Annotated in this window: 12 protein-coding genes and 1 tRNA gene; 9 read left to right on the plus strand and 4 right to left on the minus strand. The window is 63.9% G+C overall.

Features of this window, described 5'->3' with window-relative positions; genetic code table 11:
• Window positions 1-388 precede the first annotated feature (388 nt).
• The 4 genes from LOC60_RS15245 (at window position 389) to LOC60_RS15260 (ending at window position 6104) form a co-directional block, all read left to right on the plus strand.
• On the plus strand, window positions 389-1705 hold the full coding sequence (locus LOC60_RS15245; RefSeq protein ID WP_230026492.1) for a glycosyltransferase: 1317 nt from the start codon (window positions 389-391) through the stop codon (window positions 1703-1705).
• Window positions 1702-3546 carry a right-handed parallel beta-helix repeat-containing protein gene (locus tag LOC60_RS15250; RefSeq protein ID WP_230026493.1) on the plus strand — a complete coding sequence of 615 codons (1845 nt, stop codon included), beginning with the start codon at window positions 1702-1704 and terminating at the stop codon, window positions 3544-3546. Before LOC60_RS15245 ends, LOC60_RS15250 begins: the two co-directional genes overlap by 4 nt.
• Complete coding sequence (locus LOC60_RS15255; protein ID WP_230026495.1) at window positions 3543-4616, plus strand: right-handed parallel beta-helix repeat-containing protein; 1074 nt, start codon at window positions 3543-3545, stop codon at window positions 4614-4616. Before LOC60_RS15250 ends, LOC60_RS15255 begins: the two co-directional genes overlap by 4 nt.
• Before the next feature lie 75 nt (window positions 4617-4691).
• On the plus strand, window positions 4692-6104 hold the full coding sequence (locus tag LOC60_RS15260; RefSeq protein WP_230026496.1) for a UDP-glucose dehydrogenase family protein: 1413 nt from the start codon (window positions 4692-4694) through the stop codon (window positions 6102-6104).
• Between the two features lie 74 nt (window positions 6105-6178).
• Here LOC60_RS15260 and LOC60_RS15265 read toward each other — a convergent pair whose 3' ends face one another.
• From LOC60_RS15265 to LOC60_RS15275, 3 genes are all read right to left on the minus strand, one after another.
• The gene (locus tag LOC60_RS15265) at window positions 6179-7090 is read right to left on the minus strand and encodes a right-handed parallel beta-helix repeat-containing protein (protein ID WP_230026497.1); all 912 of its coding nucleotides are present in this window, start codon (window positions 7088-7090) and stop codon (window positions 6179-6181) included.
• A 102-nt stretch (window positions 7091-7192) separates the two neighbouring features.
• Window positions 7193-7269, minus strand: a tRNA-Thr gene (locus tag LOC60_RS15270).
• A 154-nt stretch (window positions 7270-7423) separates the two neighbouring features.
• Window positions 7424-8293 carry a DsbA family protein gene (locus LOC60_RS15275; protein WP_230026498.1) on the minus strand — a complete coding sequence of 290 codons (870 nt, stop codon included), beginning with the start codon at window positions 8291-8293 and terminating at the stop codon, window positions 7424-7426.
• Window positions 8294-8462: 169 nt separating this feature from the next.
• Here LOC60_RS15275 and LOC60_RS15280 point away from each other — a divergent pair, with 169 nt between their 5' ends.
• The 4 genes from LOC60_RS15280 to LOC60_RS15295 all read left to right on the plus strand — a co-directional run bounded on the left by LOC60_RS15280 (window position 8463) and on the right by LOC60_RS15295 (window position 13454).
• On the plus strand, window positions 8463-9950 hold the full coding sequence (locus tag LOC60_RS15280; protein ID WP_230026499.1) for an alpha,alpha-trehalose-phosphate synthase (UDP-forming): 1488 nt from the start codon (window positions 8463-8465) through the stop codon (window positions 9948-9950).
• On the plus strand, window positions 9947-10729 hold the full coding sequence (gene otsB / locus LOC60_RS15285; RefSeq protein ID WP_230026501.1) for a trehalose-phosphatase: 783 nt from the start codon (window positions 9947-9949) through the stop codon (window positions 10727-10729). Before LOC60_RS15280 ends, otsB begins: the two co-directional genes overlap by 4 nt.
• 168 nt (window positions 10730-10897) lie before the next feature.
• Window positions 10898-11986 (plus strand): ABC transporter ATP-binding protein, encoded by a 1089-nt coding sequence (locus tag LOC60_RS15290; protein ID WP_230026502.1) that lies wholly within the window; start codon window positions 10898-10900, stop codon window positions 11984-11986.
• A gap of 106 nt (window positions 11987-12092) precedes the next feature.
• The gene (locus LOC60_RS15295) at window positions 12093-13454 is read left to right on the plus strand and encodes a DUF4032 domain-containing protein (RefSeq protein WP_230026504.1); all 1362 of its coding nucleotides are present in this window, start codon (window positions 12093-12095) and stop codon (window positions 13452-13454) included.
• Between the two features lie 33 nt (window positions 13455-13487).
• On the opposite strand, the gene LOC60_RS15300 is transcribed toward LOC60_RS15295, so the two are convergent.
• Complete coding sequence (locus tag LOC60_RS15300; protein ID WP_230026505.1) at window positions 13488-14006, minus strand: DUF4190 domain-containing protein; 519 nt, start codon at window positions 14004-14006, stop codon at window positions 13488-13490.
• A 258-nt stretch (window positions 14007-14264) separates the two neighbouring features.
• Between LOC60_RS15300 and LOC60_RS15305 the strand changes: the two genes are divergently transcribed.
• A partial coding sequence (locus LOC60_RS15305) for an alpha-amylase family glycosyl hydrolase (RefSeq protein ID WP_269440223.1) occupies window positions 14265-15362 on the plus strand: 1098 nt, incomplete at its 3' end.

The following is a 15362-nucleotide window of genomic DNA, read 5'->3' on the forward strand; positions in this document are numbered from 1 at the left end:
GCACACGGGGAAAGAGTTCTATCAAGCAATTGCACCAAGGAGGTGCAGATAACGGGCAGTACCCTTGCGCATCAGTCCACGGGCGCAAATCCACTTGGATGGGCGGCCTCTGCCGCAGTTCATAGGGTAACCCCGAGTAGTTCAGCAGTGAGGTGTGAATATCTGCGGCAAATAACGGAGTGCTGGCTGTTCACTTTAAGTAGCCACCCCTAGAGTCGTTACCAGGGACAACGACGTGTCCAAACCGACCCCTCAGGGGTCCGAGGCGCTACTTCTGCACCTCAGCGGCCGTAACGTTTCCTCGGCCGTTCCGTCTCGTCCGAGGAATCCTATGTTCTCATTTGGATTGACTGCATCCTCTACATCAACCACAGTTGTTGACCTCGTTATGGGGACGCTAGACACCCAGTGGTCCGACTGGACCTCGAACCTGAACTGGAGGGACGTCAGCGCGTTCTGGGCGGAGCTCTCGCCCTACTTCCCGGTTGCGGTGGCTGGGGCGATCGTTTGGGGGCTGTGGCTCTACCGGTTCATCCTCTCGCGCCGAGCCAAGCCGATCGTGACCGATTACAGGGCGACAACATCGGTGGTGGTGCCGTCTTTCCACGAGGATCCGGACATCCTCATGAGCGCGCTCGAGTCGTGGCTTAGCCAGCGTCCGGACGAGATCATCATTGTCCTCGACGTCGAGGATCTTGACGCTTATGCGCGGATTGAGGCGCTCCACGACCCGACCATCAAGCCGATCCTTTTCCACCATGTGGGCAAACGGTCCGCTCTTGGTGCGGGGATCCGGTTGGCAAAGTACGACATCCTGGTACTGACGGACTCGGATACGTGGTGGCAGCCGGATCTGCTGCAGAACGTGCAGATGCCGTTCATCGATCCGCTCGTCGGGGCCGTCGGAACGCACCAGACTGTCTACAAGCGGGAGACAAGTGTGTGGCGCCGGATAGCTGACTGGCTCGTGAACATCCGGTATCTCGACTACGTACCGGCCATGGGCGCCGCTGGAGCTGTCCCGTGCGTCTCGGGCCGGACCGCGGTATACCGCCGGTCGGCCGTCCTGCCCGTCCTCGAGCACCTGGAGAATGAGTATTTCCTGGGGAAGCGCTGCATCTCGGGCGATGACGGCCGCCTTACCTGGCTCGTCCTCGCCTCCGGGTATAAGACCGTGCACCAGTCCACTGCTCGTGCCCTATCAATGTTTCCCTCCAGCTTCCGGGCCTTTGTTAGGCAACGCGTCCGGTGGAGCCGCAATTCCTACCGCTGCTACCTCACGGCCATTGGTACTGGTTGGTTGTGGCGTGTCCCGTTCATCACCAAAATCACGGTCCTGCAGATCCTGCTGACACCGCTGACTATGGGACTGACCATGTTCTATCTGATTTTCTACCGGGTGGACGTCACCGTGCTGGGTGTGAGCGCTGCACTTTGCTGGCTTCTGCTCGGCCGCGGCATCCGTGGCATTTCCCACCTCCGCCGCCACCCTCGGGACATCCTGATCCTGCCGGTTCTCGCCTTCACCGTGATCCTCGTGGCGCTGCCGATCAAGCTGTATGCGTTCTTCACGATGAACAAGCAGGGGTGGTTGACCAGGCACGCCGACCAGACCGGCGGTGACGGCCAGAATGCCGTGAGCCTTAAGACCAAGGCAGACACGGCAGCCCATTCGGCAGATGGAGCCCGCGGGGCGATCGTATGACGAGCCGCAAACCACTCCTGTTCGGCGTGCTCGCCATTGTCTTCGTCGCGCTTGTCGCAACAGCTTTCATCGTGGCCGGCAACTTCTGGAAGACGTCCGAAGCTGATGCCTTCGGACGCAACGAGATCGCCACGAACGGCAATATTCAGGGCGAGCTGTACCCGGGCGACCCCATTAGTGAGGCGCGGATCGTTCGGGGTGAGGAGGAGCGCCTGGTGTACGTGCGCACGATCGCCTCCGCAGCTCGCTGGCGTGTCGACGGGTTGGAAGGTCCTTATCGGCTTCACACCGGGGTGACGGACACCCTCGTCCTCCCGGCTAGGACTGAACCGTATACCGCCGCGGATCTGCTCCAGCTCGCCCCGGATACGTTCAGGGAGCTTGCGTCGTCGACGTACATGCTCACCGAGAACATCGTGGTCCTGCCCGGCGCAACGCTCGCACTCGGAGAAGGCATCACTGTGCGCATGCAGAGCAACAAGGACGCCTTTGTGTCCATCGTCGCCCTGGGCGGCTCACTTACCGTCGCGGGCACCGAGGAATCCGACGTCGAAATCACCAGCTGGAACGGTGCCGGCGCAGATACCGACACCTCAGACGGACGCGCGTACGTCAGGGTAATCGGCGGTCATGCATCCCTTTCCCACACCACGGTGTCCTCCCTCGGCTTTTGGAGCGGCAACACAGGTGGACTGGCCTTGACCGGCACAGATACCGCCGGCACCTTCGTGGACTCCAATGCCAATGCCGGGGCTGAGGAGCCAGTGGCTCCGGCTGGGGCCCGCCTGCTACCGGAGGAGGACCTGAAGTCACTCGCTGATCAGACAGACCTCGACTACAGCGTTGTCACTGCAGGCATCGACAACCTGACGGTCCAAGACAACGCGTTCGGGCTGTTCGTGACCAATGCCAGGGACATCGCGATCCGCGACTCGTCTATCAGCGGGAGCCTGGTTGACGGGCTGGTACTTCACCGTTCCGTCACCGACGCCACCGTCACTGGTACTACCTCGTCAGGCAACGCCGTCGATGGAATAACGGTGGGCCGGTCCAGCACGCGCGTCGAGTTGGAGGATGTCACAGCAAACGGCAATGGCCGTAACGGCATGTCGTTCGACGGACAACCGCTTGCTGATGGTCCCAATGCGGTAGGCACCGCGGTCGTGACCTACGGCGGGAACCGCGTAGTGAGAAGTACGGTCATAGACAACGGGCGTTACGGTGTCGAACTCAGCGGCGGCGAAAACCTTCGGGTGACGAGCAGCACCATTCGCGGCAACGAGGTGGGCGTTGTGGTCAATTACGGCGCCACAGGGGTAAGCATCATCGACAACGAGATCCGGGACCAGCGACTTCAGGGCGTCGCGGTCCGCGAGCCCGGGGCCCAGGCAGACATTCGCCGGAACACGATCTCCGGTGGCGACACCGGCGTGTATGTCCGGGATGCTTCGGCTACCGTCACCAGCAACACCATGAACTCGCTCTCGGGCCACGGCGTGTCCCTCCTTGGCAGCGTTCCCGACACCAAAGTCACCGGTAATAATGTCGGCGGGTACGGCACCGTCGCCATCTGGGATGAAACCTCAACAGGAGCCGTGGTCGAGGACAACGATTTGCTCGACTGGCATCCCGCTCTCACCGTGCGGAGCGTGGTGAACTCGGTGTTCCAACCGCTGACCTTCATCTGGCTGATGCTTGGCGCACTGCTCGTGGCGACTGCCTTCACCCGCAGACACCACCTGCGTGTCCACACCATCCGTAACCCCTACGAGGAGCGGGTGCCGCTCACCGCCCTCAGTCGTGGCATCGTGCGCATCGACGATGTTCGGGGAGCACGATGAGCCGCCGCAGCAAGCTCACCGCACTCATTCTCGCCGTCGTCGCGTTGGCAGTGGTTGCCATCGTCGTCGTTGCGGGATTGAACAGACCCGGCAGCCAGGACGTTGCCCGGGATCAGCAGGAACCTCAGACGCAGCCCACTCAGGACGCCGGTGAAGCGCCTGCACCGGTGACGACACCTGTGCAATGTCCCGAGCCGACCGTTCGGGTAACGACGTCGACGGAGCTTGAGAACGCGCTCGATGCCGCCCGCCCGGGGGATGTCGTCGGCCTCGCCGCAGGCACCTACACGGGTAATTTCACGGCGTCCGCAGAGGGGACGGCGGAGCAGCCCATCACGCTGTGCGGTAACGCCGAGAGCATCCTCGACGGTGGTACAACCGATGACGGCTACGTGTTCCACCTCGACAACTCGTCCTACTGGGCGCTGCAGGGCTTCACTGTCCGCAACGGCCAGAAAGGCGTGATGGTGGACCAGAGCACCAACAACCTGATCCAGGGCCTTACCGTCACCACCACCGGTGACGAGGCCATCCACCTGCGCAAATTCAGCACCGACAACCGCGTCATCGGGAACACCATCAGCAACACCGGCCTGCGCAAACCCAAGTTCGGTGAAGGCATTTACATTGGCACCGCCGAGAGCAACTGGTGCGACATCAGCAACTGCGAGCCCGACCGCAGCGATCGCAACTCGATCGAAGGCAACACCATCACCGAGACCACGTCCGAGAGTGTCGACATCAAGGAGGGCACCTCGGACGGCGTGCTGCGAGCCAATACCTTCGACGGCTCAGGCATCATCGAGGCCGACTCCTGGGTGGATGTGAAGGGACGCGACTGGGTGATCGACGGCAACACAGGAATCAACTCACCGCTCGACGGATTCCAGACCCACGAAATCATCGACGGCTGGGGCACGGACAACGTATTCCGCGACAACGACGCCCAGGTCAACGGCCCAGGACTTGGCTACTCGCTCAAACCCGTCCGCGACAACATCGTCGAATGCAGCAACACGGCCTCCGCCGCCGGAGAAGGCCTGTCCAACGAACCCTGCACCTCCGGCTGACATCTCCCGACCTTCCCCTCAAGCACGGCAGTAGGCACCACTCCGCGATACTCGCTACCCAAAAGAGGACCGACGATGAGCATCTCCCACGACTCCAGCACTCAGCAACCGCCGAAAGTGACCGTCATCGGCACCGGCTACCTCGGCGCCACCCACGCGGTCTGCATGGCCATCATGGGCTTCGACGTCCTCGGCGTCGACGTCGACCAACGCAAAATCGACCTACTCTCCTCCGCCGAAGTGCCGTTCTTCGAGCCAGGCCTGCCGGAAAAACTCCAAGAGGCCCTCGACTCGGGCCGTCTGCGCTTCACGACCGACTTCGACGAAGCCGCAGCCTTCGGCGACGTGCACTTCGTGTGCGTCGGCACCCCCCAGTCCCCGAACTCCTCAGCCGCGGACATGACCTATGTAGATGCTGCCTTCACTGCCCTGGCCGCCAGGATCGACCGAAAGGTCCTGCTTGTAGGCAAGTCAACGGTCCCCATCGGCACGGCCGCCCGCATCACCTCCATGGTCCAGTCGATCTCGCCGCTGGGCACGGAACTCGAACTTGCCTGGAACCCCGAGTTCCTGCGTGAAGGGTTCGCCGTCCAGGACACACTCTTCCCCGACCGCCTCGTTTTCGGGGTCAGCTCCCAGTGGGCTGAACAGCAGCTGCGCCGGGTCTTCAAACCCATCCTTGACCTGGACACCCCGGTAATCGTCGCCGATCTTGCCACCTCTGAACTGGTGAAGGTTGCGGCCAATTCCTTCCTGGCCACGAAAATCTCCTTCATCAACGCCATGGCTGAAATCTGTGAAGCCACCGGAGCGGACGTGAATCACCTCGCCAAGGCGCTAAGCCTCGATGACCGCATCGGCGGCCGGTTCCTGAAGCCCGGCCTGGGCTTCGGCGGAGGATGCCTCCCTAAGGACATCCGGGCCTTCAAGCACCGGGCAGAAGAACTCGGGGTCGGCCAGGCCGTGAGTTTCCTCGGCGAGGTCGACTCCATCAACAACCGGCGACGCGTGCGCACGGTGGACCTGATCCGCGAACTCGCCGGCGGAAGCCTCGCCGGTGTCCGGGTCGCCGCCCTGGGGGCTGCTTTCAAGCCCAATTCGGACGACGTCCGTGATGCCCCGGCACTTGATGTTGCCCGTCTTCTCTACCTCGAGGGTGCCCTCGTCACGGTGTACGACCCCGAAGCCAACTCCAACGCCCACCACCTGTACCCCGACCTCAACTACGTCGATTCCATGGCCGAAGCTGTCGATAAGGCCGACGTCGTCGCCCTCCTCACCGAGTGGTCCGAATTCCGTGAGGCCGATCCCGACACCCTCGGCGCACTCGTCAGCCACCGCCGCATCCTCGACGGCCGCCACGCACTCAATGCCAATGACTACACCTCCAAGGGGTGGCAGTACCGTGCACTCGGCCGGCCTGCTCAGGCCTCCACCGTGGAACTGTCCTCCGACATCCGCGACGAGGCACCGAACCCCGTGGGATAACTGATCGCCCTGCATACCAGTGGATACCCGGGCGAGCCATCGGAGCTGTGTCCGGCACCTCGTGAGTGAACGTGTCAGCGGCAGCTGACGTTGCTCAATCCAAGGGCCGCCCCGCTTGCCTTGCAGATGATTGTGGTGTTCAAGGATTCCGACTGAACCCACACCTCATGACCTGGCACACCACCCTGAACCGAGTTACCGACAAAGACGTTGCCGGTGCCCCAGCCCGCCAGCACCGAGTGAACCTGGAATGCATCGCGTTTGGTCCCAAGGCCGGAGTTGCCTTCGATCCGGTAGTTGTTTCCTTTCACGTCCACCCAGGAATCCGAGTAGTTCGCGCCGGAGAAACCCGAGTTCGTGAAGACGTTGTCGATAATGATCCCGCCTGTGGTTCCTTCCTTGACGTCCACGCCTTCCGCCGGCGTATTCGTGATGCGGTTTCCCCGCACCGTGATTCGATCCGAAAGATCGGGAACTCCGCCGGTCCAGTTGCTGTGGGCAGTGCCGAGGTAGATGCCCTCACCAAATTCGGGCTGCCTGAGGCCCGTGTCATGGATCAGGGAATTGATGATGGCGCCGTCGCTACTGCCTGAGCGGAAGTGAACGGCCTCAGCTCCTATCGTGCCAACGTCAACGCCCTCGATGATGGTGTTCCGTGAACCGTCGAGCACGATGCCCTTGCTCGATGAAGCAACAGAGATACCGTTAATGCGCCAGTTCGATCCGGTGATGTGAAGGCCGTAGCCGGAGGAGATGGACCCCGATGAAAGAACGACGGCGCGGGCACCGCGGAGCGTGATCGGCGCGGCCGTCGTACCGGAAACGGATGCCGTGAACGATCCGATGTAACGGCCCTCGCGTAGTTCGATGATCTCGCCCGGTCGGGCGTTCGCCAAGGCGCGCTTGAGTTCAGCCGCGGTGGAGACCACCTGCACCATTCCGGTGGGCACCGGGTTGGCGCTGTAGGTTCTGGTAAGCCCGTCCATGTCTCTCTACATATATCCGCACCATGCTCCGAATGTGTAGTGAGCCACCGGCAGCACAGGGAAAACCCCTCCTGATCGGGTGCGATCAGAAGGGGTTTTAGGTGGAGCCCCCTGCCGGATTCGAACCGGCGACCCCCTGTTTACAAGACAGGTGCTCTGGCCAACTGAGCTAAGGGGGCGCTGCTGGCGGGCCATAAACCAAGCCAGCGACGCCGCCGTCGTCCGCCTGCACAATCAGGTTGGAACAACAGCGCTAGACAAGATTAGCCCAGAGCGCCCGCCCCCGTGAAACCGAAACGTTTCACGGGGAACGGACGCTGGCCGACCTCGGACTTACTTGTTGGCGTCGATCGCGCCCTGGACCGTTTCCACGAAGGTGTTCAGGTCCGCTTCAGCGCCGTTGACGTACGCCGTCGGGGTGCCGCTGATGCCGTCCACGCGGGCCAGCTGGTCCGCGTACTTCACGAACGGACGGTAGGTGTCGTCTTCGATGCAGTCATCCATGCCCTCGGTATCGGCGCCCACGGACTCGGCCATGTCCACCAGCTCCGCGTTCTTCACTTCGCCGGAGGCGTGCTGGGCGAAGATGGCCTGCATGAAGTCCCAATAGGACTCGGGGCTCTGGTCCGCCACGCACGCCGCTGCATTGGCGCCGCGGGAGGAGTAGTTGGAGGTGGAGTTCCGGTCCAGGAATGCCACTGTGCGGTATTCGTAGGTGATCTCACCGGCATCCAGCCACTGGGAAATCTGGTCATCGAAGGTCGCGGCGAAGTCCGCGCAGTGCACGCAGTTGATGTCCACGTATTCCACCACCTGGACGGGCTCGCCCGGCTCCGCAGCCGCAACCCCCGGCGGAACCGGCGTCTCTTCAGCGGCTTCCTCCGGTGCTTCAGGCAGGGTCTCGACGTCAAGATCGAACTTCTCCGTCGGTTCCAGCGCCGTGGTGGACGTCAGGGTGAAGCCGCCGTACTCGTTCGCGTTGGCGGGCGACGTTCCCGTGCTGGGTATTTTCTGGTTCATGTTGTTGACCACAATCACGGCCACGATCGCGATCACCGCGATAACGGCAACCACCACGCCCCAGATCGCCAGGAGACGGTTGCGCCGCTCCTTCTTCTGCTGGGCCTCGCGCAGGGCGCGTGCCTGCTCGCGGGCAGCGGCAGTACGCTCTGCCTTGGTCGGCTTGGGATTCCGGTCAGTCATAATTCCTCATGTCTCTCAACGCCGGCACCGTTTCCGGGGCCTCTCAGCTCATCACCAGTGTAGGCGGAACGGCGTCCGCCACCTTTCGACCAACGCCGGCGGGCGGTACAAAGTTTCCCCGCTTCGCTAGAGTGGCAATATACGACCAAACAACAAAGGGGTGCCATTCGTGAACGCTGACGCGGATCCGAGTTCCAGGGAAGACGCTCCGGACAGCTACGGCGACTTCGATTTCATCGTCGTTTCCAACCGGCTTCCCGTTGACCGGGTCAGCGGAGCGGACGGTGAAACCTGGCGCCGCTCACCGGGCGGGCTGGTCACGGCTCTGGCTCCCGTGATGGCGAAGGCCGACGGCGCATGGGTGGGCTGGCCCGGCTCCCCGGATGAAGAGGTTGAACCCTTCGACCACGACAACATGCACCTGAAACCGGTGCCGCTGAGCGCCGACGAAGTGGAACTGTATTACGAAGGGTTCTCCAACGCGACGCTGTGGCCGCTCTACCACGATGTGATTGCCGCCCCGGAGTTCCACCGCACCTGGTGGGATGCCTACCGGACCGTGAACCGCCGCTTTGCCGACGCCGCTGCGTCGGTCGCGTCCAAGGGCGCCACCGTCTGGGTGCAGGATTACCAGCTGCAGCTGGTCCCCCAGCTGCTGCGGAAGGCCCGCCCGGACCTGAAGATCGGTTTCTTCAACCACATCCCCTTCCCTCCGCTGGAGATCTTCGCCCAGCTGCCGTGGCGCCGGAACATCATCGAGGGCCTGCTCGGCGCGGACCTGATCGGGTTCCAGCGCCCCTCCGATGCCAGCAACTTCCTACGCTGCGTCCGCCGCTTTGCCGGTTACACCATCCGCCAGCAGCAGGTAAACGTCACCACTGAAGACGGCCTGTCCTACGTTTCCCGCGCCGAGGCGTTCCCCATCTCCATCGACTCCAGCCAGATCGCCGAGCTGGCGCAGCGCGAAGATGTCATCGAGCGTTCCAAGCAGATCCGCCGTGAACTGGGCAACCCGGACACCGTGCTGCTGGGCGTGGACCGGCTGGACTACACCAAGGGCATCAGCCACCGGCTCAAGGCCTACGGCGAGCTCCTCGAAGACGGCAGGATCACGGTGGAGAACGCAGCCATGATCCAGGTGGCCAGCCCCTCCCGCGAGCGCGTGGAACAGTATCGGCTGCTGCGCGAAGAAGTTGAGGGCACTGTTGGCCGGATCAGCGGCTCCTTCGACACCATCTCCAACACCGCGCTGCGCTACCTGCACCACAGTTATCCGGTGGAGGAAATGGTGGCGCTCTACCTTGCTGCCGACGTTATGCTCGTCACCGCGCTGCGCGACGGCATGAACCTGGTGGCCAAGGAATACGTCGCCGCCCGCACCGGGAACACAGGCACCCTGGTGCTCTCCGAGTTCACCGGAGCGGCGGACCAGCTGCGCCAGGCCGTGCTGGTCAACCCGCACGATATCGACGGCTTGAAGGCGGCCATCCTCACCGCGGTAAACATGCCCACCCGGGAAGCCAGCCGCCGGATGCGCCTGATGCGCCGGCAGGTGCTGCAGAACGACGTCGAGCGCTGGTCCCAGAACTTCCTTGAGGCACTCGACCAGGACCAGGACCGGGAACCGACCGGGGACCAGGACCGGGAACAGTCATGAGTGCACCGGACACCGAGCTGCAGGCGGCACTGGAGTCCCTGGCCGGCACCGGAAAACTCCTGGTGGCGCTGGACTTCGACGGCGTGCTTTCCCCGCTGGTGGAGCATGCCGAGGATGCCCGGCCGCTGGACGGATCGGCCGCCGCTGTCCGCGCCCTCGCCGCCCTTCCGGACACCGTCACCGCGTTCATTTCCGGACGCGCGCTGGACAGCCTGCGCACCGTTGCCACCCCGGATCCCGAAACCCTGCTGATCGGCAGTCACGGCGCCGAAACCTGGACCGGCCCCAACCAGGAGCCGCTGCAGCTGACCGCCGAGCAGGCCCAGCTGCTGGCCCGTGCCCGCACCGCCGTGGAATCCGTAGTTGCACGGCACCCGGGCTGCCGGCTGGAAGCCAAGCCCGCCGGCGTCGTACTGCACACCCGCAGCGTCTCCGCGCCGGTGGCTGCCGCCGCCACGGAGGACGCGCGGCGGGAACTGGGCCTGCTCGACGGCGTGCAGGTCACCGATGGCAAGTCCGTACTGGAAGCCTCCGTGGTCCATACCAACAAGGGCGAAGGCATCCGTGCGTTGAGGAAGCTGACCGGGGCAACGGCCGTGCTCTTCGCCGGCGACGACGTCACCGACGAACGCGGTTTCGCGGTCCTCGAACCCGGCGACGTCGGAATCAAGGTCGGCACCGGGGACACCGGCGCGGCATACCGGGTCGCCTCCCCCGAGGCATTCACCGCGGTGCTCACCGAACTTGCACGGCTGCGCGCCGCCGCCGTCGCCGGTTAACTCCCCGCACCGGGGGACAGACTTACACCGGGGAACGTGTGCAATACTGTCCCCGTGAGCTGCATCACAGGTCGCTGACGACCTGCTCCCGCGGTTCCCAACCCAACTCAATAGCTCTCCATTCACAACGGATCGTCGGGCACGTACCTGCCCGTGAAGGGAAACACCATGGCAACGGTTACGTTTGACCAGGCAACACGCGTCTACCCGGGGACGGAACGCCCCGCAGTAGACAACCTCAGCCTCGAAATCGCCGACGGCGAATTCCTGGTTCTCGTCGGCCCCTCCGGCTGCGGAAAATCCACCTCCCTGCGGATGCTCGCCGGGCTCGAAGACGTCAACTCAGGACGGATCCTCATCGGCGACCGTGATGTCACCGACGTTCCGCCCAAGGACCGCGACATCGCCATGGTTTTCCAGAACTATGCGCTGTACCCGCACATGTCCGTGGCGGACAACATGGGCTTCGCCCTGAAGATCGCCGGCATCGGCAAGGAAGAGCGCATGGAACGCGTCCGTGAGGCCGCGAAGCTGCTGGACCTCGAAGACTACCTCGACCGCAAGCCGAAGGCGCTCTCCGGCGGTCAGCGCCAGCGCGTTGCCATGGGCCGCGCCATTGTGCGTAACCCGCAGGTCTTCCTGATGGATGAGCCGCTCTCCAACCTGGATGCCAAGCTGCGTGTGCAGACGCGCACCCAGATTGCTTCCCTGACCCGCCGGCTCGGCGTCACCACGGTATACGTCACCCATGACCAGGTTGAGGCCATGACGATGGGTGACCGGGTGGCTGTACTGAAGGACGGAATCCTGCAGCAGGTGGACACTCCGCGGAACCTCTACGACCACCCCCGGAACGTGTTCGTCGCCGGCTTCATCGGCTCACCGGCCATGAACCTGCTCGAGCTCCCGGTGGTAGACGGCGGTGTCGCCTTCGGCGGGGCCGTCTACCCGGTGGAGAGCTCGGTGCTCGGGGCCGCCGCCGGCAACACCGTGACGCTGGGTGTCCGTCCGGAGGACCTCGAAACCGTTCCGGAGGGCGAGGGCCTGCGGGTCGAGGTGGACGTGGTCGAGGAACTGGGAGCTGATGCCTACGTTTACGGCCACAGCACCATCGACGGCAAGGACCATGACATGGTGGTCCGCGTGGACGGCCGGCGTCCTCCGCTGAAGGGCGACACGCTCCACGTCCGCCCGCAGAAGGGCCACGTGCACCTGTTCGACACCTCCAACGGGGAACGGCTCGCGGAACAGGCCTAACCCCGACCGGATCGACATGCGGTGGCTTCCCTGCTCAACTAAACTCTGAGATGGGGAGCCACCGCTTTTTCGTTAACGCATGCTCGAGACGTAAGGGCTTTCGCCTATGACAGACGCCGTACCTGCCCACTGGCAGAACGAACCCACGGACTGGGAGCAGACCGGCAAGCTGCCCCGCACTACACGTTCCTCGACCAACCGGATCAATACCCTCGGGTCGCTGAACATCACCGCGGCTTCGATGGATCCGGCACTGCTGGATCTTCCCTGGCACATTCCGCTGGAGGAATGGCCCAAGGAGAACCTGGCAGCACTCCCCCGCGGCATCTCCCGCCATGTGGTCCGCTTCGCCCGGCTGGGCGATTCACTTATTGCCATCAAGGAAACCAGCGAGCATGTGGCACGGCAGGAATACCACATGCTGCGCAAGCTTCGCCGCCTGAACGTTCCCGCAGTTGCACCAGTGGCGGTTATCACCGGGCGCATGGATCCAGCGGGCGAGGAGCTGCAGCCGGTCCTGGTCACACGGCACCTGCGCTTCTCCCTTCCCTACCGCGCCGTCTTCTCCCAGACCCTGCGCGAAGTCACGTTGACGCGCCTGATCGACGCCCAGGCACTCCTGCTGGTACGCCTGCACCTGGCAGGTTTCTACTGGGGCGACGTGTCCCTGTCCAATACCCTCTTCCGCCGCGACGCCGGCTCCTTCGCCGCCTATCTGGTCGATGCGGAAACGGGAGAGCTCTACCCCGAACTTTCCAACGGCCAGCGGGAATATGACCTGGAGATCGCCCGGGTGAACATCGCCGGGGAACTGATGGACCTGGCCGAGGGCGGCCTGGTCGAGGAATCCGTGGATCCGCTGGCCACTAGTGAACGGATTATGGACAGCTACCGCCGGCTCTGGGCGGAACTGACCGAGCGGGAGTCGTTTGGGATGGCCGATCGATGGCGCGTGGATGCCCGCATTCGGCGCCTGAACGACCTGGGGTTCGACGTCGACGAACTCAGCATCAGCACCACCCCGGACGGTTCCGAGGTGCAGCTGCAGCCCAAGGTGGTCGACGCCGGCCATCACCAGCGACGGCTGCTGCGCCTGACGGGCATAGACGCGCAGGAGAACCAGGCCCGCAGGCTGCTCAACGACCTGGATTCCTACAGGGTGACCAGCCATCCCGAACTCGACGAGGAGCTCAGCGCACATCTGTGGGTCACGCAGGTCTTCGAACCGATTGTGAAAGCCGTACCCCGGGATCTGGGCAGCAAACTCGAAGCCGCCGAAGTGGTACATGAAGTCCTGGAGCACCGCTGGTACATGTCCGAAAAGGCCAACCGTAACGTGCCCATGGCCGAGGCGGTGCAGTCCTACATGGACACTATTCTTCGCCACCGGCGCGACGAGGCGGCGATCCTACTCAGCACCGATAGCCGCACCATGGAGATCCTGGATGCAGGAGGAGCCCCGGCCTAAGGCCGGGGCTCCCTGGGCGGGGCGGGGAAGCGGTCAGTAGCTGGCACCGCTATCGGCCACGATCCCGATCAAGAGGAGAACGAAGAAGAGTAACCAGAAGAGGGTCCCCACCGCGCCGACGATAATGCCGATCACGGCCGGGACATTGGTCATTCCTGCATTGCGGGACTGGTTCAGGCCCACAATGCTCAGGACAAGGCCCACCACGGCGACCAAGAAGGACGTGATGAGGCCGGCGATGCCCATGGCTTGTCCGGGGTTCGGCCGCAGCTGCGGGTAGCTGTCCTGGCCGTAGGCGGGGTATCCCTGCGGCTGGCCGTAGGCGGGGTATCCCTGCGGCTGCCCGTAACCCGGGTAGCCGGCCTGCTGTCCGTAGGACGGGTACCCGGCCTGCTGGCCGTAGGACGGGTATGCGGTGTCATGCTTCTCATCCTGGGCACCAGAGTAGGACGGCTGTGCCGACGGTGACGGCGCAGCGTACTGGCCGTTGGCATTTTCGTCACCGGCTGCCGGGTCTGCAGCGGGCTGCCATTCTGGTCGGTTCTCTGACACGCGGATGTTCCCCCTGGGAAGAAGTGGTTTGCGTGGTTGGGACACTGGGTCCAGCAGCCACGCAGAAGTCATGTGACCTGGCTCAATCCTATACATCCTCAGGAACCGACGGCATCGCAGGCACATGGCCACGGCTGAGGCAGCAAAACGTGGTGAAAATCTCCTGTGATCTCCACGGCTTCCGGCAGCCGCGGCCGCCGCCGGAACCGTTAAATGGAACTGTAAGCTCAGCAAACATGCGGAAGGAAAACGCCCTAAATGGTTGACCTACTGGCTAGCGCTTCCAACCGGGCAAGGCTTCGGGTGGTTCCCGTACATGAACCGCCGGCCGGCCGTGAGTGGTGGCGGTCTTCGGTGATCTACCAGATCTACCCTCGCTCGTTCCGTGACCTACGTGGTGACGGGGTCGGAGACCTGCCCGGCATCACCGCCGAACTGCCCGCCCTGGCCGAACTCGACATCGACGCCATCTGGCTCTCCCCGTTCTACCGCTCCCCGCAGAAGGACGCCGGCTACGACGTCGCCGACTACTGCTCCGTGGACCCTCTCTTCGGAACCATGGAAGACTTCGACGCCCTCGTCGCCGAAGCCTCCCGACACAACATCCGCGTCATCGTGGACCTGGTCCCCAACCACTGCTCCGACCAGCATCCCCTCTTCCAGGCCGCACTGGCCTCCCCCGCCGGCTCCCCCGCCCGGGACATGTTCATCTTCCGCGACGGCACCGGCGAGAACGGCGGAAACCCGCCGAACAACTGGCAGTCCCACTTCGGCGGCCCGGCCTGGACCCGCATCACCGAACCCGACGGCACCCCCGGACAGTGGTACCTGCACCTCTTCGATACCTCCCAGCCGGACTTCAACTGGGACAGCCCGGCCGTGCACGCCGAGTTCGAAAAGATCCTGCGGTTCTGGCTCGACCGCGGCGTCGGCGGGTTCCGCGTGGACGTCGCCCACGCGCTGATCAAGCAATCCGGGCTCCCGGACTGGGGCGGCCGGGCCGACGGGTCCTCCTCCGAAGGCTTCCCCGGCGAGGCAGCCCCGATGTTCGGCCAGCCCGGCATCCACGACATCTTCCGTTCCTGGCGGAAAATCCTGGACTCCTACGAAGGTGACCGGGTGCTCTGCGCCGAAGCGACGATCGACCCGGTGGACCGGCTCAGCGACTGGGTGCGTCCGGACGAAATGCACCAGACCTTCAACTTCGCCTACCTGCACCACCCCTGGCACGCCCCGGCGCTGCGGGAAGTCATCGAGTCCTCCCTGCACGCCTTCGACCGGGTCGGGGCACCAACCACGTGGGTGTTGTCCAACCACGACGTCGTCCGGCACACCAGCCGCTTCGGGCTGACCGGC

This window comes from Arthrobacter sp. zg-Y769, assembly GCF_020907405.1.
GTDB lineage: Bacteria > Actinomycetota > Actinomycetes > Actinomycetales > Micrococcaceae > Arthrobacter_B.

Bases quoted from the DNA above. Each gene is read 5' to 3' on its own strand.
- LOC60_RS15290 (WP_230026502.1), top strand. From the start codon at position 10,898: ATGGCAACGGTTACGTTTGACCAGGCAACACGCGTCTACCCGGGGACG.
- LOC60_RS15295 (WP_230026504.1), top strand. From the start codon at position 12,093: ATGACAGACGCCGTACCTGCCCACTGGCAGAACGAACCCACGGACTGG.
- otsB (WP_230026501.1), top strand. From the start codon at position 9,947: ATGAGTGCACCGGACACCGAGCTGCAGGCGGCACTGGAGTCCCTGGCC.
- LOC60_RS15255 (WP_230026495.1), top strand. From the start codon at position 3,543: ATGAGCCGCCGCAGCAAGCTCACCGCACTCATTCTCGCCGTCGTCGCG.
- LOC60_RS15265 (WP_230026497.1), bottom strand. From the start codon at position 7,090: ATGGACGGGCTTACCAGAACCTACAGCGCCAACCCGGTGCCCACCGGA.
- LOC60_RS15260 (WP_230026496.1), top strand. From the start codon at position 4,692: ATGAGCATCTCCCACGACTCCAGCACTCAGCAACCGCCGAAAGTGACC.
- LOC60_RS15250 (WP_230026493.1), top strand. From the start codon at position 1,702: ATGACGAGCCGCAAACCACTCCTGTTCGGCGTGCTCGCCATTGTCTTC.
- LOC60_RS15245 (WP_230026492.1), top strand. From the start codon at position 389: ATGGGGACGCTAGACACCCAGTGGTCCGACTGGACCTCGAACCTGAAC.
- LOC60_RS15275 (WP_230026498.1), bottom strand. From the start codon at position 8,293: ATGACTGACCGGAATCCCAAGCCGACCAAGGCAGAGCGTACTGCCGCT.